Raw genomic sequence first — 19848 nt, 5'->3', positions numbered from 1 at the left:
TTTGTCAATTTTATGGTATAATAGAGATGAATTAGTCATTTGGAGTGATATTTTGAAAAAAAGCTATCGAGTAAAGAAAGACAGCGATTTTGGAGCGATTTTTAATCAAGGAAAAAGTGTTGCCAATCGAAGATTTGTCGTTTATCAACTAGAAAAAAGTCAAGCTCACTTTCGTGTCGGCTTATCTGTCAGCAAGAAGCTAGGTAATGCTGTGGTGAGAAATCGGATTAAGCGTCAGTTGCGCCATCTTTTACAAGAATTTTCCCCCCAGCTCAAGACCTATGATTTTGTCGTCATTGCACGAAAAGGGGTGGAGGAGCTGTCCTATGTGGAGATGAGGAAAAATTTACTTCATGTGCTAAAATTAGGTCAATTATACCAAGAAAGGGATATGTGTGAAAAAGAAAATCTTATTTAGTGGATTAAGCCTGTTAGGCTTGGTGCTTCTCTCGGCTTGTGGTAGAGGGGACATCAGCAGCAATTCATCGAGTTTGTGGGAGCAGTTCGTTTATTTATTTGCAAGAAGTATTGAGGCCCTCTCTTTTGGTGGGCAAACGTGGCTTGGGATTGTGCTGTTTACGCTTTTAATTCGTACGCTGCTACTGCCTCTCTTTAACCTTCAGATGAAGTCAAGCCTTGAGATGCAAAATTTGCAGCCAGAGCTGCGTGCGCTTCAAGCCAAGTATCCAGGAAGAGATACGGAAAGTCGGATGGCCTTTGCCAGCGCTCAGAGTGCGCTCTTTAAGGAACACGGGGTCAATCCTTATATCAGTTTTTTGCCCCTCTTTATTCAAATGCCTGTGCTGCTTGGTTTGTATCAAGCCTTAACACGGGTTGATTTTCTACGGACAGGAACCTTTCTTTGGACTGATATCGCAAAGCCTGATCCTTATTTTATCCTGCCGATTTTAGCGGCTATTTTGACCTTTTTGTCATCTTGGTTGAGCACGAAAGCAGCGGTTGAAAGGCAAGGTGTTGCTGTGGCAATGACTTATGTGATTCCTTTCGTCATTCTTTTGTTTGGCGCTAATCTTGCGAGCGGGGTAGCGCTCTACTGGACAGTGTCCAATGCTTATCAAGTCGGACAGATCTTGGTCTTTAATAATCCGTTTAAAATCATTGCCCAAAGGGAGGAAAAAGAGCGTCTAGAAAAAGAACAAGCTGCTAAGTTGAGAAAAGCCAAGAAAAAAGCCAAGCACAAGAAAAAATAAGGAGATGAGTCATGGTATTATTCACCGGAAAAACTGTTGAAGATGCGATTCACAAAGGATTAAAGGATTTAAACCTCACTCGGATCAAGGCACATATTCAGGTGGTATCACGTGAGAAAAAGGGATTTTTAGGATTTGGCAAAAAACCAGCTCAGGTGGATATCGAGCCAATCAATCCTGTGACCTTACAAGAAGCCAAAGAAAGACCAAAACCATCTTTGGAAGAAACCAAAGAACTTAAAAAGGTGACGAGCATCATCCAGCGCATCGAGGCACGCCAAGAAGAACAGCGCGCCAAAGAAGAGGAAGACGCTCTAAGAGAGACCAGAGTTTTTCCTAAGGACCTCCTCAAAGATCTGATCGGTCTAGATGATGAAGAAGCTGAACCTAAAAAAGAAAAAGAGCCAAAAGAAGCAGTGCAGCTAGAAACTCAGGTGATAGAAGAGCCAGAAAGGGTAGAAAAAGAAGCTGTTTTGGAGCCTCTTCCTTCAGAAGGAAAACCAATTGAAGAAGCAGCAGAAAAGGTCACAGACTATGTGAGGAGCATCCTTTATGAGATGGACGTGGAAACCAGTCTGACCACCGAGCACAACCGCAAGCAAATTAATTTGCAGATTGAGACCACTGAAGCGGGTCGGGTCATCGGCTACCATGGCAAGGTTCTAAAGTCCTTGCAGTTGCTGGCCCAAAATTTCCTTCACGATCGCTATGACCGTAGTTTTTCTGTCTTTTTGAATGTGCATGATTATATGGAACACCGAACAGAAACCTTGATTGATTTTACCCAAAAGGTGGCAAAACGTGTCCTAGAGTCAGGAGAGTCCTATCTTATGGATTCAATGAGCAATCAAGAGCGAAAAGTGGTGCATAAGACCATTGCAGCCATCCCAGGCGTGGTCAGCTATTCTGAAGGAAGTGACCCTAATCGCTACGTTGTTGTGGATTTGGATCGTTAAGAATACAAAAATTGATAAAGTCTAGAAGAACTCAAAGCGCATTTGGGTTCTTTTTTGTAACCATTTACCTTTTCCAATTAACCGCTTGGCGAAAAAGTGGTCACAGAAAAAATAAAATGTGCTAAGATAAAAGCATGGAAAGGAGATTGGTATGAAATGGCGTTTTGAAGAGGATAGTCAGACACCTGATCTGGAGTTGGTCCTAAGAAAAGCCCAGTACGATCAAGAAGTCCAAGAGGTTCTCCGGCAGTTAGAACTTCTTTTGACTTCCAGCTCTGATCGAATCTGTCTGCGAACGAAGGATAGATTGGTCATGGTAGCTTTTGCAGATATTGTGGCCATTGAAGTGGACGGAGACTATCTGGTGGTTAAAACCTTGGAGCAGGAGTTTGTGGTTAGGGAGCGACTTTATCAGTTTAAGGAAAAATTGCCCTGTCGTGATTTTGTGCAGGTGTCAAGACAGACTATTATTCATCTGAGGCATCTCAAGAGCTTAGAGGGGCGAGTTTTTCGGGGAATTTGCTGGCGAATTTGACCAATGGTATCAAAACAAGTGTTAGCAGGCGCTATGTCAAGGATTTAGAAAGGAGTTTGGGTTTATGAAATTGGGTTTTAAAGGGGCTGGAATTGGGCTGTTAATTGGAAGTTTATCACTAGCTATCACAGCTGTTTTCAGAGGAGGGCTGGCTTTAGAAACGGTGCTCGCTTTTCTCCTGATGAGTGGTTTGATCGGAGCTAGCACCGTGATCTACACGCTCTTGACTTTGAGATGGGCGGGATTTTCGCATCTGACTTTTGTTTTGGTGCTATTAGCAGCGGTACTGTGGTTCTTGCAGCTCTCTATTTGGCCTTCTCTTTTGGTAACTGCTCTTTTATACGGCTTTGCGCTAGTGATGGTGAAACAGGAGGTATCCGCATGAAAAAAGCCTTGCAGGCCTTTGTTTTTGGAATTGGGATAGGCTCTTTTATCTTCGTTTGGATGCTGGTGCATTTTTCTGCTAGTCCGACGGTTAAAGAAGCCCTGAGTGTCAGTATTTTGAGTGGTTTGATGGGCTTGTCTGGTTTGATTTATGCCAAGGAAAGCTGGAGTTTATTGGTGCGTTCCTTGCTCCATTTTCCTGTGATTTTACTCTTAGTGGCGATTATGTGGACATATAATGGTTGGGCATCTTGGCAGCTTCTCTTGCCTAATTTGATTATCTTTTTGCTCATTTATCTGGTCATTTGGCTAGGACTTTATGCTTATCATTGGCGGATTTCCAGAAAGATTAACAAGATTTTAAAGGAAAGACCTTGACAAAGTCAGCTTTTAAGGGTAAACTAGTGAGGTATGTTTAGTAACTGATCAAAACTAGCCGGCTAAACCAATACGAAAAATGAAAATCTATGAGGAGGTGTGAAACGTGAAACGTACTTATCAACCAAGTAAGATCCGTCGTCAACGTAAACACGGGTTCCGTCACCGTATGTCAACGAAAAACGGTCGTCGTGTCCTAGCAAGCCGTCGTCGTAAAGGACGCAAAGTCTTGTCAGCTTAATGAAAAAAGAAAACCAGCAGTAACTCGAGTCTGCTGGTTTTTTCGATTATTCTTGGGTTAATTTGACCTCCTCAAGAAGTAGAGAGAGAAACTGCTCTCCCATCTTTGAGAGGATGGCTTTTTGATGCTTGATATAGATGAGCTCAATCTCATCTTCGACCTCAAGGGGCAACGATATGATGCGATCGGTGTTGAGATTGCTGTTTAAAATCCCTGTCGCAAAGGTATAGCCATTTAAACCAATCATGAGGTTAAAGAGGGTAGCACGATCGCTCACCACGATAGATTTTTTGTGGGGGAGTTGAGACATGATCTCTTCTGAAAAGTAAAAGGAATTGTGAAAGCCTTGGTCATAGCTGAGATAAGGAAAGTCATCTAAGTCCTCTAGTTTAATGCTTTTCTTTTGGGCGAGCGGATTGTCCTGACTGATGAAAACGTGGGGTTTGGTGGTAAAAAGACTGGTATAGTCAAGGCGATTGTCCTCAAAAAGCTTGGTCAAAACATCACGGTTATAAGCATTGAGAAAGAGGACACCGATCTCTGAGCGAAAGTTTTTCACGTCATCGATGATCTCCCAAGTCCTCGTCTCGCGTAAAAAGAGCTCATAGCGGCTCATATCGATGCCCTTGAGCAAAGAGACAAAGGCGTTGACCACAAAAGCGTAGTGCTGCGAGGACACACTAAAGAGTTCACGGGTCTTGGTGTGACTCTTGTAGCGCTCTTCCAAAAGAGTGGTCTGTTCGATTACTTGTCTAGCGTAGGAAAGAAACTCCACCCCGTCCTTGGTCAGGGTGATACCTTTTGGGTTTCGGATGAAAATCTCTATGCCCATTTCTTTTTCCAATTCACGCACAGCGTGTGAAAGACTGGGTTGGGTGATGAAGAGCTGTTTGGCGGCTTCGTTGATGCTGCCGGTTTCGACAATTTTGATAATATAGTGTAGTTGTTGAATGCGCATGTTTTCATTTTAACATAAAAGCCGACCCCTAACATTGAAAAAAAGCTGTTTTTATGGTAAAATTGATAAAAAATAATAGACAAAGTGAAGAAAAAAAGGAAATTAATATGGCAAATAGACGGGGACAAAGACAGTCCCAAAAAGGTGTTCTAGGCATCGCCAATCTCTTGCTGCTTTTAGTCTATACAGTTTTGGCGGCCATTACCCTAGTCACCATGTACTCTTACCAGTTTTTAAATTTTCGTCATCTCAATCTGATTTTCACCGTGGTTTTGGGCGTGGTATTTGTCCTTTCGGTGCTGCTTTTGCTGATGAAAAAAGCGCAGAAAACCTTGGTTGCTCTGCTTTTCGTTTTTATAACGCTTTTAGGGGGGACTTTGTTTGTCTTTCGCTCCACCATTGATGTGACTGGAAAGCTCAATAGAACCGCTGCTTTTTCTGAAGTAGAGATGAGTATTGTGGTGCCAAAAGACAGTCAGATCTCTAGGCTTTCTCAGGTCAAGAAGCTGGCAGCGCCCTTGGATTTGGATAATAGCAATATCTCAACCCTGTTGGCACAGGCTAAAAAAGACCAATCTTTTGAGGTTCAACCAGATAAGGTATCCTCTTATGAGGTGGCTTATGACAGCATGATGAAGGGGGAGACGCAGGCCATGGTGCTAAGCAGTGGCTATGCCAGTCTCTTGGAGGTCAAGGATCCAGACTTTAGTCAAAAGACCAAGACGCTCTATCGCTACACCATTACCAAGCAGGTGGCAGAAGCCCCTAAAAATATCGGGGATAGTTTTAACGTTTATATCAGTGGGATTGATACTTATGGTCCGATCTCATCGGTGTCACGATCAGATGTTAATATCATCATGACGGTCAACCAAAAGACCAAGAAGATTCTTTTGACAACCACACCACGTGATGCTTATGTGCCGATCGCAGATGGGGGAAACAACCAAAACGATAAACTGACCCATGCAGGGATTTATGGTGTCGAGTCGTCCATGCATACCCTAGAAAATCTCTATGGTACTAAGATGGACTACTACGCCCGCATTAACTTTACCACTTTCTTAAATCTCATTGATGCCCTTGGTGGTATCGAGGTGGACAATGATCAAGCCTTTACAGTTGGGGAGACTTCATTCCCAGTTGGAAAAATTCAACTCAACTCCAGTCAGGCGCTTACCTTTGTCAGAGAGCGCTACTCTCTTGAAGGGGGAGATAATGACCGCGGTAAAAACCAAGAAAAGGTGATTGCAGCTATCATCAATAAGCTGGCGTCTGTGCAGTCTCTCTCTAACTACACAACCATCATTGACAATGTCGGCTCGTCCATTCAGACCAATGTGCCTTTGTCTAAGATGATGGACTTGGCAAATGCTCAGCTGGCCTCTCACGACCACTATCAAGTAACTTCTCAAGCTGTGATCGGAACAGGGTCAACAGGGGAGCTGCCGTCCTACGCTATGCCGGGGGCTAGTCTTTACATGATGTCGCTCAATCAAGAGAGTGTCGATCAAGCCAAAGCAGCCATTCAGGCAACCTTGGAGGGGCGCTAATCATGATTGATATTCACTCGCACATCATCTATGGTGTGGACGATGGCCCAAAAACTTTACAAGAAAGCCTAGATTTGATTGGTGAGAGCTACGCCCAAGGCGTACGAACCATTGTTGCGACTTCACATCGCAGAAAAGGCATGTTTGAAACACCCGAAGAAACGATTGCAGAGCATTTTGCTCAGGTAAAAAGAAAAGTCAAAGAACGCTTTTCTGATTTAACCTTGGTTTATGGGGGAGAACTCTTTTATTCCAGCCAAGTCCAAAAAGGTTTGGAACAAAAAAAGATGCCCACCATGGGAGAAACGCGCTTTGTCTTGTTGGAATTTAGCTCAGTCACTCCTTGGAAGGACATGCAACGTTCTGTCCAGCAGATTTTACTGCTCGGTTTGACCCCGATTATTGCGCATATTGAACGCTATGAGGTTCTAGCTTTTCAAAAAGAGCGGGTCAAAGAATTGACAGACCTTGGTTGTTATATGCAGGTCAATGCCACGCATCTTTTAAAGATTGGCTTTCTAGGAGATAGATACAAGGTCTTTAAAAAACGCGCACAATATTTTATGAAAGAAAATTTAGTGCATGTCATCGCTAGCGATATGCACAATCTGACCAAGCGCCCTCCACACATGAAAGAGGCTTATGAACTGGTCAAGAAACAATATGGTCACAGACGGGCAAAGCGCTTGTTTGAAATCAACCCTCGCATCTTATTAGAAAATGAATGGATATAGGAGACATTATGAAGACAGAATCTCAAATGGTAGAAGTCGATGTGCTTCACTTGTTTAAAAAACTGTGGAGCAGCAAATTTCTGATTACTTTGATTACCGTGATTGGGGCGACCCTGGGCTTAGTGACGAGCTTATTTCTCATCACGCCAGAGTATAGCTCAACAACACGGATCTATGTAATCAACCAAAATTCAAACGAAAATAATATTACCACCCAAGACCTCCAAGCCGGAAGTTACCTTGTAAAGGACTATAAGGAAGTCATCACCTCTAATGATGTGCTCTCAACCGTTATCTCTCAGAATAAACTCTCTGGGGAAGATGCCAAAGCTCTGCTTAAAAAGGTCAAGGTCACAACCCCGACGGATACCCGTGTCATCTCTATTACAGTGGAAAATAAGGATCCCAAAAAAGCTAGCCAACTTGCTAACTCGATTCGTGAAGTGGCAGCAGACAAGATCAAGTCTGTCATGAAGGTGCAAGAAGTCACGACCCTCGAAGTCGCCGAACCAGCTAACTCCCCATCTTCTCCAAATGTGAGACGAAATGTCCTCTTAGGGGCTCTTGCGGGTGCCGTTTTAGCGATTGTAGGCGTTGTAGTGGCTGAAATCATAGATGACCGTGTGAAACGTCCAGAAGACGTCGAAGAAGTCCTTGGATTAACTCTACTTGGAATTGTTCCAGACGACAAGAAACTGTAAGGATAAGGAGAAAAGATGGCAACCTTAGAACTTGTAAGAGATAAAGCCCTTGAAATAAAAAAATCAGAAGAATATTACAACTCGATTCGTACCAATATCCAGTTTAGTGGCACAGACTTGAAAACTGTTGTGGTTACTTCCGTTCAGCCTAATGAAGGGAAATCCACCATTTCGACTAACTTGTCGGTTTCTTTTGCGCGTGCTGGATTTAAAACCTTGTTAGTCGATGCAGATATGCGTAATTCCATCCTAACAGGGACTTTTAAGGCTAATCAGCGTGTGTCTGGTTTATCTAGCTACCTATCTGGAAAAAACCAGTTGTCCGATGTGATTTGTGAAACCAATGTGGATAACCTCATGGTCATCCCAGCTGGAAATATGTCTCCAAACCCAACCAGCCTTCTTCAAAATAATAATTTCAAAGTGATGATGGACACGGTGAGAGACTTGTTTGACTATGTTATCATCGACTCACCGCCGATTGGTCTGGTGATTGATGCTGCCATTATTGCTCGTCAAGCAGATGGTAGCCTTTTAGTCACGGCTACTGGTGAGATTAAGCGCAAATTTATCCAAAAAGCAAAAGAGCAACTGGATCAAGCCGGTGCACCGTTTTTGGGTGTCATCTTGAACAAGGTCGATCCAAAACAAGAGAGCTACGGCGCTTATGGCAATTACGGTGACTATGGCAAAGATAAGCCGAAAAAAGAAAAAAGTAAGAAAAAACGCAGCCGCAAGAAACAGTAGGGGAGAATTATGCACATCAGCAGGGCAAAAAAGAGACTCATTCTTATTATTTTAGACATGGTATTGATTGCCTTGAGTCAGGGATTAGCTTATTTCTTTATTGAGCAGTATGCGAATGTGACCGTTGTTATGGCTCTTGTGATCTATGGCTTGTCGCTTAGCATTTACTTGCTCTTGGCGAGCTATTTTAAGATTTTTTCCATCATCAATCGTTACACCGATTATCGGACTTTAAGTCGTATCGGTCTTGCTTTTTTGGTGGGGTATTTTTTAACCGATTTGGTTTGTGAAGTGGTTTTTCAAGACATTAGTCAACGATTTTTGCTGCTTAGTGGTCTATTTTCCATTCTTTTGACCATTTCTGCTCGTCTGTCTTGGCGGATGATTTATGAGTTGCAAGGCACGAGTGAGAAAACTTCCGAAAAAGAGCAAGTGAGAACCTTGGTGGTGGGTGCTGGTGACGGTGGTCACCTCTTTGTGCAAACTGCTCAAACGGACTTTCCAGAACTGCAGGTTATTGGGATTGTTGATCAAGACTTAAGAAAAAAGGGCTCCTACCTACATGGTGTCAAGGTTCTCGGATCAGATGAGGCTATTCCACATTTGGTAAGAGAGTACGAGATTGAAGAAGTGGTCATCGCCATCCCCTCCCTTTCTCCAGAAAATTATGAGCGGATTTTAGGTCTTTGTAAGGAAGCAGGGGTCAAGGTGCGGGTCATGCCTTACTATGAAGATGTCATCTCTGGTCATCTCAAGGTGGAAAAACTCCGTGAAATTGACATCGCAGACCTCTTAGGACGCAAGGAAGTTTTACTTGATCAAGCCAGCATCGCTAAAAATCTCAAAGACAAGATCATTATGGTTACAGGAGCAGGTGGCTCGATTGGTTCTGAAATTTGCCGTCAGGTCGCTCGATTTTCACCAAAAAGATTATTGCTTTTGGGACACGGAGAAAATTCTATCTACCTCATTCATAAAGAATTGGTAGGACTTTATGGGACCAACATTGAAATTATCCCAGTCATTGCAGATATTCAAGATAGAGAGCGCATATTCCATCTGATGGATAGCTATCGTCCTCATGTGGTCTATCATGCGGCGGCTCATAAGCATGTCCCCCTCATGGAGTACAATCCAACGGAAGCGGTAAAAAATAACATTTACGGAACTAAAAATGTAGCTGAAGCAGCGAAAGCTGCTGGTGTGCTCAAATTTGTCATGGTTTCTACGGACAAAGCAGTCAACCCACCAAATGTTATGGGGGCAACTAAGCGGATTGCTGAGATGATTGTGACCAGCCTCAATGAAGAAGGAAAAACGCGCTTTGCTGCCGTACGCTTTGGGAATGTCCTTGGTAGTCGCGGGAGCGTTGTGCCGCTTTTTAAAGAGCAATTAGCCAAAGGTGGTCCTCTTACCGTCACAGATTTTCGCATGACCAGGTATTTCATGACCATCCCAGAAGCCAGTCGCTTGGTCATCCAAGCTGGAGCATTGATGAAAGGGGGCGAGATTTTCGTCCTTGATATGGGAGAGTCAGTGAAAATTGTTGATTTGGCTAAGAAAATGGTCACTCTTAGTGGCTACAACGAGGGAGAAATCGAGATTGTTGAAAGCGGTATCAGACCAGGAGAAAAACTCTACGAGGAGTTGCTGTCTTCGTCTGAAAACACTAAAGAGCAAGTCTATGAAAAGATTTTTGTTGGCAAAGTCCATCCCAAATCCCCTCAAGAAGTCTCTGATTTTATCACGAGCATTCAGCACCTAGATGGTCAATCACTAAAAGAAGCCTTGGTTACTTTTGCAAGGCAGGAGGGGTAAAAACGTGAAGGAACAAGGATTTCAGATCACAACTGAAATGAAACCCTATGCAGATATCGTAGTGAGAAAAAAAGGATCATTACTCTTGAAAGCGATTTTCGATCGTTTACTGGCATTAGTGCTCTTAATTCTCTTTTCTCCACTCTTACTTTTTTTTGCCATTTGGATCAAGCTAGATTCTAAAGGAACGGTCTTTTATCGGCAGGAGCGCGTGACCAGATATGGCAAGGTTTTCCGGATTTTTAAGTTCCGTACCATGGTCATGGATGCTGATAAAAAAGGTAGCCTTGTGACCACCTCAAATGATAGTCGCATTACCAAGGTAGGTAAAGTCATCAGAGATTATCGCTTAGATGAAATCCCACAACTCATTAATGTTCTTTTAGGTGATATGAGCTTTGTAGGGGTTCGTCCTGAGGTGCCTAGGTATGTAGCTCATTACACTGATGAGATGAAAGCGACTTTGCTCCTTCCAGCTGGTGTGACTTCTCCAGCTAGCATTGCTTTTAAGGACGAAGATGAGCTTGTAGATAAATACCGCAAAGAAGGCCTGTCCACCGACGAGGCTTATGTGGAGAAAGTCTTACCTGAGAAAATGCGCTATAACCTTGACTATATCAAACATTTCTCCTTTTTAGGAGACATGAAAATTATGATAGAAACAGTTATTACAGTCATTAGATAGGAACGATTATGAAACAAATGAATATCCCTTTTTCACCACCAGATATTACAGAAAAAGAAATTGCAGAAGTTGTTGACACCTTACGTTCTGGTTGGATTACCACAGGACCTAAGACAAAAGAGCTAGAAAGGCGTCTGTCTGCCTATAACGGTACTCCAAAAACAGTCTGTCTCAATTCAGCAACAGCTGCACTTGAGCTGATTTTACGTGTCCTTGGGATTGGTGAGGGAGATGAGGTCATTGTACCTGCTATGACTTACACTGCTTCTTGTAGTGTGATTGTCCATGTCGGAGCGACACCTGTCATGGTGGATCTTCAAAAAGACTCTTTTGAAATGGATTATACCGCTTTAGAAAAAGCTATCACACCTCGTACCAAGGCGATTATCCCTGTGGATTTAGCTGGGATTATGTGTGATTACGACCGAATTTTTGCTATCGTAGAGGAAAAAAGAGATTTATTTAAAGCTAGGACTCCATTGCAGGAATTATTCTCAAGAATCATTGTGATTGCAGATAGCGCCCACGCTATGGGGGCGACTTATCATGGGTTAAAAGCTGGTCAGGTAGCTGACTTTACCTCTTTTTCTTTTCATGCAGTGAAAAATTTCACCACAGCAGAAGGTGGTGCGGCCACTTGGAAAAAAAGACAAGGGCTAGATGATGAGGCGCTTTATAAGGAGTTTCAAATTCTCTCCCTACACGGTCAGACCAAGGATGCGCTGTCTAAGACCAAGTTAGGCGCTTGGGAGTATGACATCTTAACCCCAGCATATAAGTGCAATATGACGGACATTATGGCAAGTATTGGCTTGGTGCAACTAGAGCGTTACCCAGAACTTCTTGAGAGAAGACGTGAGATAGTTAGTCTGTATGATGAGGCTTTTCGTGGGACGAAAATTAAGCCCCTCATTCATCTCAGTGAGGACAAGACGTCATCTTGCCACCTTTATATCACACATATCGAAGGGGCTAGTCTGGAGGAGAGAAATGCCATGATTGAGAAAATGGCAGAAAAAGGCATAGCAACTAATGTCCACTACAAACCCCTGCCTTTGCTTACAGCCTATAAACATCTAGGATTTGACATCAAAGACTATCCTAATGCTTATCACTATTATGAAAATGAGATGACCTTACCTTTGCACACGAAACTGAGTGATGAAGACGTTCATTTTATCGCAGAAAGTTTGAAAGGTCTTGTAGGATGAAAGAGCAAATCAGTGTACTTTTGTCCGTCTATAAAAAAGAAAATCCAAAGTATTTAGTAGAGGCAATAGAAAGTGTCATCAATCAGACCTATGCCCCAAGTGAACTTGTGATTGTCGAAGACGGTCCTTTAACGGATGCTCTTTATGAGATCTTGGATACTTTAGAAAAAACGTATCCAAAGCTCATTAAGCGGTATCCTTTAGCTGAAAATCAAGGCTTGGGTCTAGCGCTGAGGTATGGTGTAACCAAGTGCCAGTATCCTTTAATCGCTCGCATGGATACAGATGATCTTTCTGTCAAAGAGCGTTTCAAATGGCAAGTGGATGCATTTCAAGAAGACCCCAATTTAGCTATTGTAGGAGGGCACATTGCAGAGTTTGCTACGGATAAGGAGGATATTATTTCTTATCGAAAAGTCCCCTTGGAGCATCAGGCTATTGTGCAGTACCAAAGGATGCGTTCTAGCTTTAACCATATGACCGTGATGTTTAAAAAAGAAAATGTTCTAAAAGCTGGAAACTATGAACATGGGCTTTATATGGAAGATGATTTGCTTTGGCACAATCTGATTAGTGCGGGAGCTAAGATGAAGAATCTTGACGAAATTCTCTGTTTGGTAAGGGTTGGAAATGGAATGTATGAGAGACGAGGAGGTCTTGACTACTTTAGACACTATAAAGCAGCGAGAAAGACCATGTACCAGCGCCATCAAATTACCTATCTAGATTACCTGCTTAGTCTAGCGGCTCAGTCTGCTGTGGTTATTGTCCCAAATAAGCTAAGACAATGGATTTTTATGACAGTATTGAGAAAATAAAAAGGAAAAGCTGGATGAATCATTAAAAAAATGTAATCTTAAAAGATTTATTTGCTGCTCTAAAATTTATGGTAGATTTGCTTCCTTATGGTAGTTTGAAACACTAGATTTACTATTTGACAGCACAGGCCAATATCAGCTCACAAAAAAGCAGAAAACGAATACAGCTGTCTGCTATGTTTTGGAAGTGTTCGGTATTTTGAAAAATCACAGTTTTTTCTACAATACGGCATAATCCTAGATTTTTACATTACGATTAGTAGAAGATGAGCTCTTCCGCTATTGGAACAAATCTTGGATATCAATATGTTACAGAAGATTTTGGTGTTATGGAATTACTAAAAGGTTTTTATTGGAAAGATTGTTCTTATTTATAAAGAGATTGAAATGAAAGAAGAGTAGTTGATGAAGATATTACATATTGCTGCTATTAAAGATGATCCTCATAATGGCGTCTGTGTGGTAGTCCCTCAGCATATTCAAGCTCAGGTAGAGTTTACAGATACAAGTATTACTTTTATGAATATAAATGATGAAATAATTACCTCAGTCAAAAAGTATCAAATAGCGTATAAGCAGCCTTTTGATATGGAAGGTATAGATAAACCTGACTTGGTTGTTTTTCATGAAGTGTATCGACCAGAGTATTTACCTCTTGCCAAGCAATTTAAAAAACGCCAGATTCCCTATATCATCGTTCCTCACGGGGAATTAGGAAAGGAAGCCCAGCAAAAAAAGTGGTTGAAAAAGAAAGTAGCTAATATCTTGTTGTTTAATTCCTTTATAAAGAATGCTCTTGCCATTCAGTGCCTTTCTCAAAGAGAGGCAGATTATACAGCCTTTGGAAATAAGAAAATTGTTGCACCAAATGGAATGATGATTCCTGCTTTGCAAAAAGAGCATTTTCATCAAGAAACCACTTCGTTTGTCTATATCGGTCGCTTGGACGCCTATCATAAAGGCTTGGATTTGCTGATAGAGGCAATTGGTCAAAAGGCTTCCTTTCTTAGACAACACCAGTGTCAATTTCATATTTTTGGTCCAGATATTTTAGGGAGGGCTGAGCATTTACAGGTTTTGGTGAAAGAAGCGGGCGTTGAAGATTTGGTGCGGCAGCATGGAGTTATTTCTGGAAAGGAAAAAGAGGACGTATTACTCAAACAAGATCTATTTATTCAGACTTCTCGGTTTGAAGGATTACCTTTAGGGATATTAGAGGCATTAAGCTATGGTTTGCCTTGTCTTGTCACAAGAGGAACCACACTTGGAGAAGATATTTTGCAAGCAGAAGCAGGATGGATGGCAGAAACTAGTGCTAGCAGTATTGCAGAATGTTTAGAAAGAGCTGTTAATGAAAAGAACGCATATATTCGCATGGGAGCGAATGGAAGAAAATTAGTATCAGAGCGCTTTTCTTGGGAAAAGGTTGCTGTGGATACAATCCAAATTTACTGTGATTTGGTGACGGCAGATATTAAAGGACACTAACTATGTTTTTATACTTTATGTTAATGACAACACTAATCTTGTTTAGCATTGCCAATATCAAAGGACTTAATTCTAAAATCATTTTGATTGTTTTGATGTTTATGCTATGGTGTTTGTCTACTTTTAGAGCACTCACGGTAGGAAATGATACGCAAACCTATTACCGTTTGTTTACACATATATCAGAAACGCATCAAATAGCCTTGTATTCTTATCGATATGAGATAGGCTATTTGTGGTTGAATAATATCATTTCTTATCTGACTCATAATTTTTGGATTTTTTTATCCATTGTTAATACTGTAATTTATTATGCCTACTATCGATTTATTGAGCGGTATTCTAAGAATTATGGGTTATCAGTCTTTTTATTTTTCTGTTTAGGATTTTGGGGACATACTTTAAATATTATTCGTGTCCAGTTGGCTCTCTCCATGATGATATTTGCATTTTTATCAAAAGAGAAAAAACGTTGGTTTTGGTGTATAGTATTTACACTGTTAGCTGTAAGTTTTCAGCGTATCGCCATTTTCTATATATTAGGCATTTTCATTCCTAAATATATTTCTAAAAAAGTTTATCTGATAGCTATTTCGTTGGCGGTTTTCTTAACCTTTTTCTTTGGGAAAATTATGGTTTTGTGGGCAGGTTATTTTCCTTATTTTGGAGTATATTTAAAGAGTTCTAATTATGTCTTAGGAGATGCGAAACTAGCTACAGTGTTAGATTTTTTTGTTAAGGCATTTGTATTTTTACTTGCGATGTATATTTACTATAACAAGAAACAATTTGAGAACAAGGAAAAAAACAGTGACATGACGCTTCAGATTAACATGGTTTTTGTCTCAATGTTGGTTGTTTTATCATCTCTTCAGTTTAATTTATTAGATAGATGTGCTTACTTTTTCTGGATATTTTCTTTGGCATTACTTCCTAATATATTGAGTCATTTATCATTGAAAAGTAATAGGAGGATATTGTTGTTTACTATTTTGAGCTTATCAGCTGCATACTTTCTGGTGATTACTATTTTTCGGTCAAATTGGAATCACATTTATCCCTATGCCTCCATATTATTTCAGTAAGGTGGTCAGATTAAGTGGATAAATATAAAGTTTTAGTCAAAGATACAATTATTTTTGCGATTGGAAACATAGGATCAAAACTTATATTGTTTTTAATGGTTCCGATTTATACTGCCTACATGACCTCTGAGGAGTATGGTATCTCAGATTTGATATTTACTGTATCGCAGTTGCTTTTGCCTATCATATCCTTAGTGATATTTGATGGTGTCATTCGATTTGGTTTATCGAAAGATGCCAATAAACCCAACGTCTTGCTATGTGGCTATATCTCTGTTGTGTGTGGAAGCCTTATTTTGCTGCTTACTTCTCCGTTGTTGTCACTATATGCCTCTATTGCGCCGTGGAAGTGGTATTTGATTGCTTATACAATAGTGACATTTGCTTTATCTGTCCAGATGAATTATCTAAAAGTCAAAGATTTAAATAAACTATATTCTTTGATAAGCATTATACAAACCTTTGTTATGGCTATGATGAATATTCTCTTTTTAGTCATCTTTAGGACAGGCGTTGAAGGATTTTTATGGTCCAATATCATTGCTGTATTAGTTTCTCTGATTCTATCCTTTTTCTTTGGAAAACTGGGAAAAGAGTTACAAGCAGCTAGGTTTGATAAAGCTCTATATAAAGAAATGCTCTTGTTTTCAGCACCTTTAGTTTTAAATAATATTTCATGGTGGGTTGTCCAAGCCTCAGACAAGATAATGGTGGAGTCTTTTTTGGGAGCAGCAGCTTTAGGAATTTATACGGTATCATCTAAGATTCCTTCTCTTATTAATGTAGTCATCAATATTTTTTCACAAGCATGGGGACTCTCTTCTATAAGGGAGATTGAATCTTCGAATGATGGCACTTTTTATAGTCGAGTCTTTGATGTTTATGTTTTTTTCTCATTTGGACTTTGTATTGCGATTGTCTCTATCATTAAGCCTTTTATGAATGTGTATGTTGGGGAGAGGTTCATGAGTGCTTGGCAGTATGTTCCCTTACTTTTATGTGCCTCTACTTTTGCTTCGGTTGCTTATTTTTTTGGTTCGCTATATGGAGCATTGAAAAAATCCGTGAACAATATGTTAACGACCTTATCTGCTGCAGCCGTGAACATTCTTGTTAATTTATTGTTGTTAAATTATATTGGAATTTACGGAGCGGTGGTTGGGACCTTGGTTTCTTATATAGTCATGTCCACTGCCAGAATGTTTAATGTGAGAAGGTTTATTCCGATTCATATCGGATTAGGAAGATATGTATTGAATTGTAGCTTGATTTTAGCGCAGGCTCTAGTAGTGACATTTGATTATCACAGTTATAGTTGGTCTTTGCTGACGATAGTGGTTTACCTTTTTGTCAATAGGGTTAACCTCCAAAGAGTAGGTCAGTTGAAAAATGCATTCAAAGAAAGGGGAAAGTATGAAACGGATTGAGATAGATGAAATGAGAACCTTACAATTAGCTATTTTGCAAGATGTTGCTTCTTTTTGTGAGCAACAGGAGATTCGTTATTTTTTGACTGGTGGTTCTATGTTAGGGGCTGTTCGGCATAAAGGTTTCATTCCTTGGGATGATGATATTGATATTGCTATGCCGCGTCCGGATTATAACCGCTTTATCAAAGAATATACTCATAAGAACTATAAGGCATTGTGTTGGGAGAATAATAAAAATTTTATTTGTACCTATACTAAAGTAGCAGATCCTAGAACGATTGTGACAGAAAATGTTGATTTTGGTTTGGAGGTAGGTGTCAATATAGATGTTTTTCCAATTGATGGTTTGCCAGATGATCCGAAGAAAAGAGAAGCTTTTGTCAAGCATATGAAATTATTGTGGCGACTGGTTTCAAGCGCCTCAATCAAAGATTCATCAAAACGAAATTGGATGAGAAGGATTCAGATAGGTGTGATGAAATATTTTTATAAAATGAGTCACCTCCAAAGTTTTATGACGGGTTACACCATTCGAAAAGCACAAACCTATTCTTTTGATAGTACTCAATATGTTGCAGCTGTTGTTTGGGGCTATGGATTAAAAGAAATCACGGAAAAATCGGTAGTTTCGACTTATCAACTTGTCGATTTTGAAGGTCATCAGTTTCCTATTCTTGAATCGTATGATATTTACTTGTCCAACCTATATGGGGATTACATGAGTTATCCGCCAGAGAGTGAACAGGTTAATAAACATGATATGCTTGCTTTTTGGAAGTAGGTAGGAGGATTAGAAATAATTCACTAATATGGCGCATATTATAGACATATTAAAGCATACGTAAATCTTTTGGATTATCTTATTGTGTAGCTATCTTGATAGATGTGCTAAAAATTGGACGAAAAAGTTAAAAAGTTGCTTTACTAATGAACAACGTAATATATTAGTTAAGCTGATTCGCTATGTGGATTTGCTTACTCCAGAATAATCTTGTGAAAAAAGAAATTAGCTGTTCATGAATATTATGTTGATTTTCTAAAAGATGAAGGAGCAGAGATTTTCTCTCCTAAGCGAACTTTCGAGTTAGTACTACAAAGACTAAGAAAGATTTAACTCAAAGACCACTTAGATAGACTGCGAGTTTGTGATAATAAAAAGACTGATGTGAAAGGGAATAAGTTATATCAATGAAGTCTAGTAAAGAACTCTATTCAAAATGTTTTGCAGAGTATAGATTGAATGAAAATCAGATTCAACATTTGCAACGTGAATTATTACAGATGTTTTTAGATGTGAAGAAAGTATGTGACGAACATCATATTCAATATATGATGGCAGGAGGGTCATTGCTAGGAACGATTCGTCATAAAGGATTTATTCCTTGGGATGATGATATTGATATTATGATGTTACGATCCGAGTATGAGAAATTGAAAGTGATTCTTCAACAAGAATATTCAGCTGATTATTTATTGGCAGAACCTTTGTTTGATAAGAATTATTTTTACAAATCTCCTAAAATTTATAAAAAAGGAACTACTTATTTAGAAGTTGCTAATGCTGGTATGAATGCGTTTAGTATGTTGTTTATAGATGTGTTTATTGTAGAAGATATGCCTCAGAATGCTTTTGTTAGAAAAATTCAAGGTTTCATATATAATATGGCTTATAAATGTTCCAGCACTTGTATTGATTATCTATATCCATCACCTGTCATTGAACATGCAGCCAAAAAAGACAAGGAATTACATCGTTATTATCAATTAAGAAAACGACTCGGAAAGCTATTTAGCCATTTAGGTGGTATTCACTTTTATTTGTGGATGTGTGAGCGTTTATCTCATACTAGAAAACAGTCAAGTTTGTTAGGAATTCCTTCAGGAACTAGTTATGAGAAAGAAATATTTACTAGAGAAGTTTTTACAGAGCTAACGACAGGAATATTTTGTGGTTATGAGGTTTCTATACCTAAACATTATGATCGTTATTTGTCCAATCTTTATGGTGATTATATGATGATACCACCAGAAGATAAAAGAGAATTTCATGCAGCCTATAAAATAGAATTGTAGTGAATGAAGAGAGGAAATAATAATGAATATAGCAGTGATATTTGCAGGCGGATCAGGTACTAGAATGAATTCCAAAGATAAGCCTAAACAGTTTTTATTAGTACATGGTAAACCAATTATTGTGCATACAATTGAATTATTTGAGCGGCATCCAAATATAGATGGGATTGTGGTGGTTTGCATTGAAGAATGGATTCCATATATGGAAGAGATGAAATATCGTCATCGTTTAGATAAAATTGTGAAGATTGTTCCAGGAGGAAAGACGGGACAGTTATCGATTTACAACGGTCTACTAGCTGCTGAGGAACATTATGGACTCAACGACAACCTTGTCTTAATACATGATGGCGTACGTCCTCTTATAAATAGTGAGACGATTTCAGATAATATTTCATCTGTTTGTTTAAAAGGAAATGCAATTACTTGTACAGTTGCTAAGGAAACTGTGGTGTTAGTAAATGATACGGATAAAATCAATGAAGTTCCTAGTCGTGAACACTCTCGCTTTGCGAAAGCACCTCAGAGTTTTTGGTTAGCTGATATTTTAAATGCCCATAAAAAAGCACTTGATGAAGGAATAGATAATTTTATCGATTCTTGTACCATGATGAGACATTATGGACACTCCTTGCACGTGGTTAATGGACCGTATGAAAATATAAAAATAACTACACCAGATGATTTTTTCATATTTAGAGCTCTATACGATGCTAGAGAAAATCATCAGATAGATTTTTAAGCGCGCGATGGGGGAGGAATTGCTTGTCAAATTGCTTTATGATGGTAATTCTAGTTTAGTCCGAGCTTAGAAATGAGAAAGCGGGGTCCGTTTTATAATG

Annotated in this window: 22 protein-coding genes; 21 read left to right on the top strand and 1 reads right to left on the bottom strand. The window is 39.8% G+C overall.

The window, feature by feature from the left end:
• The first annotated feature begins 52 nt into the window (after positions 1 to 52).
• The 7 genes from rnpA (at position 53) to rpmH (ending at position 3705) form a co-directional block, all read left to right on the top strand.
• A complete protein-coding gene (gene rnpA, locus ACZ49W_RS08705) occupies positions 53 to 418 on the top strand; it encodes a ribonuclease P protein component (RefSeq protein WP_464814891.1) in 366 nt (121 codons plus the stop codon).
• The gene (locus ACZ49W_RS08700) at positions 396 to 1211 is read left to right on the top strand and encodes a YidC/Oxa1 family membrane protein insertase (RefSeq protein WP_464814890.1); all 816 of its coding nucleotides are present in this window, start codon (positions 396 to 398) and stop codon (positions 1209 to 1211) included. The genes rnpA and ACZ49W_RS08700 overlap by 23 nt, the downstream gene beginning before the upstream one ends.
• Positions 1212 to 1222: 11 nt before the next feature.
• The gene (gene jag / locus ACZ49W_RS08695) at positions 1223 to 2167 is read left to right on the top strand and encodes an RNA-binding cell elongation regulator Jag/EloR (protein ID WP_464814889.1); all 945 of its coding nucleotides are present in this window, start codon (positions 1223 to 1225) and stop codon (positions 2165 to 2167) included.
• A 151-nt stretch (positions 2168 to 2318) separates the two neighbouring features.
• Positions 2319 to 2702 (top strand): LytR/AlgR family response regulator transcription factor, encoded by a 384-nt coding sequence (locus tag ACZ49W_RS08690; RefSeq protein ID WP_464814888.1) that lies wholly within the window; start codon positions 2319 to 2321, stop codon positions 2700 to 2702.
• 64 nt (positions 2703 to 2766) lie between these two features.
• The gene (locus ACZ49W_RS08685) at positions 2767 to 3087 is read left to right on the top strand and encodes a hypothetical protein (RefSeq protein WP_464814887.1); all 321 of its coding nucleotides are present in this window, start codon (positions 2767 to 2769) and stop codon (positions 3085 to 3087) included.
• Positions 3084 to 3464 carry a DUF3021 domain-containing protein gene (locus tag ACZ49W_RS08680; RefSeq protein WP_464814886.1) on the top strand — a complete coding sequence of 127 codons (381 nt, stop codon included), beginning with the start codon at positions 3084 to 3086 and terminating at the stop codon, positions 3462 to 3464. The genes ACZ49W_RS08685 and ACZ49W_RS08680 overlap by 4 nt, the downstream gene beginning before the upstream one ends.
• A 106-nt stretch (positions 3465 to 3570) precedes the next feature.
• Complete coding sequence (gene rpmH, locus ACZ49W_RS08675; protein WP_000831903.1) at positions 3571 to 3705, top strand: 50S ribosomal protein L34; 135 nt, start codon at positions 3571 to 3573, stop codon at positions 3703 to 3705.
• Between the two features lie 46 nt (positions 3706 to 3751).
• Here rpmH and ACZ49W_RS08670 read toward each other — a convergent pair whose 3' ends face one another.
• A complete protein-coding gene (locus ACZ49W_RS08670) occupies positions 3752 to 4663 on the bottom strand; it encodes a LysR family transcriptional regulator (protein ID WP_464814885.1) in 912 nt (303 codons plus the stop codon).
• A 107-nt stretch (positions 4664 to 4770) separates the two neighbouring features.
• On the opposite strand from ACZ49W_RS08670, the gene cpsA reads away from it, so the two are divergent.
• The 14 genes from cpsA (at position 4771) to ACZ49W_RS08600 (ending at position 19748) form a co-directional block, all read left to right on the top strand.
• Positions 4771 to 6216, top strand: coding sequence for an LCP family glycopolymer transferase CpsA (gene cpsA / locus ACZ49W_RS08665; protein ID WP_464814884.1), 1446 nt, complete (start codon positions 4771 to 4773; stop codon positions 6214 to 6216).
• 2 nt (positions 6217 to 6218) lie between these two features.
• Entirely contained in the window at positions 6219 to 6950 is a 732-nt protein-coding gene (gene cps4B / locus ACZ49W_RS08660; protein WP_464814883.1) for a capsular polysaccharide biosynthesis protein Cps4B, read from the top strand.
• An 8-nt stretch (positions 6951 to 6958) separates the two neighbouring features.
• Complete coding sequence (locus ACZ49W_RS08655) at positions 6959 to 7651, top strand: Wzz/FepE/Etk N-terminal domain-containing protein (RefSeq protein ID WP_464814882.1); 693 nt, start codon at positions 6959 to 6961, stop codon at positions 7649 to 7651.
• Positions 7652 to 7666: 15 nt separating this feature from the next.
• A complete protein-coding gene (locus tag ACZ49W_RS08650; RefSeq protein WP_464814881.1) occupies positions 7667 to 8398 on the top strand; it encodes a tyrosine-protein kinase in 732 nt (243 codons plus the stop codon).
• Between the two features lie 15 nt (positions 8399 to 8413).
• Positions 8414 to 10216, top strand: a complete 1803-nt coding sequence (locus ACZ49W_RS08645) for a polysaccharide biosynthesis protein (RefSeq protein ID WP_464814983.1) — start codon at positions 8414 to 8416, stop codon at positions 10214 to 10216.
• 37 nt (positions 10217 to 10253) lie between these two features.
• Positions 10254 to 10901 (top strand): sugar transferase, encoded by a 648-nt coding sequence (locus ACZ49W_RS08640; RefSeq protein ID WP_464814982.1) that lies wholly within the window; start codon positions 10254 to 10256, stop codon positions 10899 to 10901.
• Between the two features lie 8 nt (positions 10902 to 10909).
• A complete protein-coding gene (locus ACZ49W_RS08635) occupies positions 10910 to 12112 on the top strand; it encodes a DegT/DnrJ/EryC1/StrS family aminotransferase (protein ID WP_464814880.1) in 1203 nt (400 codons plus the stop codon).
• Complete coding sequence (locus ACZ49W_RS08630; protein ID WP_464814879.1) at positions 12109 to 12930, top strand: glycosyltransferase; 822 nt, start codon at positions 12109 to 12111, stop codon at positions 12928 to 12930. The genes ACZ49W_RS08635 and ACZ49W_RS08630 overlap by 4 nt, the downstream gene beginning before the upstream one ends.
• A 405-nt stretch (positions 12931 to 13335) precedes the next feature.
• Positions 13336 to 14418, top strand: a complete 1083-nt coding sequence (locus ACZ49W_RS08625) for a glycosyltransferase family 4 protein (RefSeq protein ID WP_464814878.1) — start codon at positions 13336 to 13338, stop codon at positions 14416 to 14418.
• A 2-nt stretch (positions 14419 to 14420) separates the two neighbouring features.
• Positions 14421 to 15503 carry an EpsG family protein gene (locus tag ACZ49W_RS08620; RefSeq protein ID WP_464814877.1) on the top strand — a complete coding sequence of 361 codons (1083 nt, stop codon included), beginning with the start codon at positions 14421 to 14423 and terminating at the stop codon, positions 15501 to 15503.
• A gap of 14 nt (positions 15504 to 15517) precedes the next feature.
• The gene (locus ACZ49W_RS08615; protein WP_464814876.1) at positions 15518 to 16930 is read left to right on the top strand and encodes a lipopolysaccharide biosynthesis protein; all 1413 of its coding nucleotides are present in this window, start codon (positions 15518 to 15520) and stop codon (positions 16928 to 16930) included.
• The gene (locus ACZ49W_RS08610) at positions 16917 to 17714 is read left to right on the top strand and encodes a LicD family protein (RefSeq protein WP_464814875.1); all 798 of its coding nucleotides are present in this window, start codon (positions 16917 to 16919) and stop codon (positions 17712 to 17714) included. The genes ACZ49W_RS08615 and ACZ49W_RS08610 overlap by 14 nt, the downstream gene beginning before the upstream one ends.
• Before the next feature lie 407 nt (positions 17715 to 18121).
• Positions 18122 to 19006, top strand: coding sequence for a LicD family protein (locus ACZ49W_RS08605; protein ID WP_464814874.1), 885 nt, complete (start codon positions 18122 to 18124; stop codon positions 19004 to 19006).
• A 19-nt stretch (positions 19007 to 19025) separates the two neighbouring features.
• Complete coding sequence (locus ACZ49W_RS08600; RefSeq protein WP_464814981.1) at positions 19026 to 19748, top strand: IspD/TarI family cytidylyltransferase; 723 nt, start codon at positions 19026 to 19028, stop codon at positions 19746 to 19748.
• The last annotated feature ends 100 nt before the right edge of the window (positions 19749 to 19848 follow it).

The organism is Streptococcus sp. STR1/CE/0325 (genome assembly GCF_055386095.1).
The sequence above is the reverse complement of the archived record's forward strand: the minus strand, read 5'-3'. Positions and strand labels throughout refer to the sequence as shown.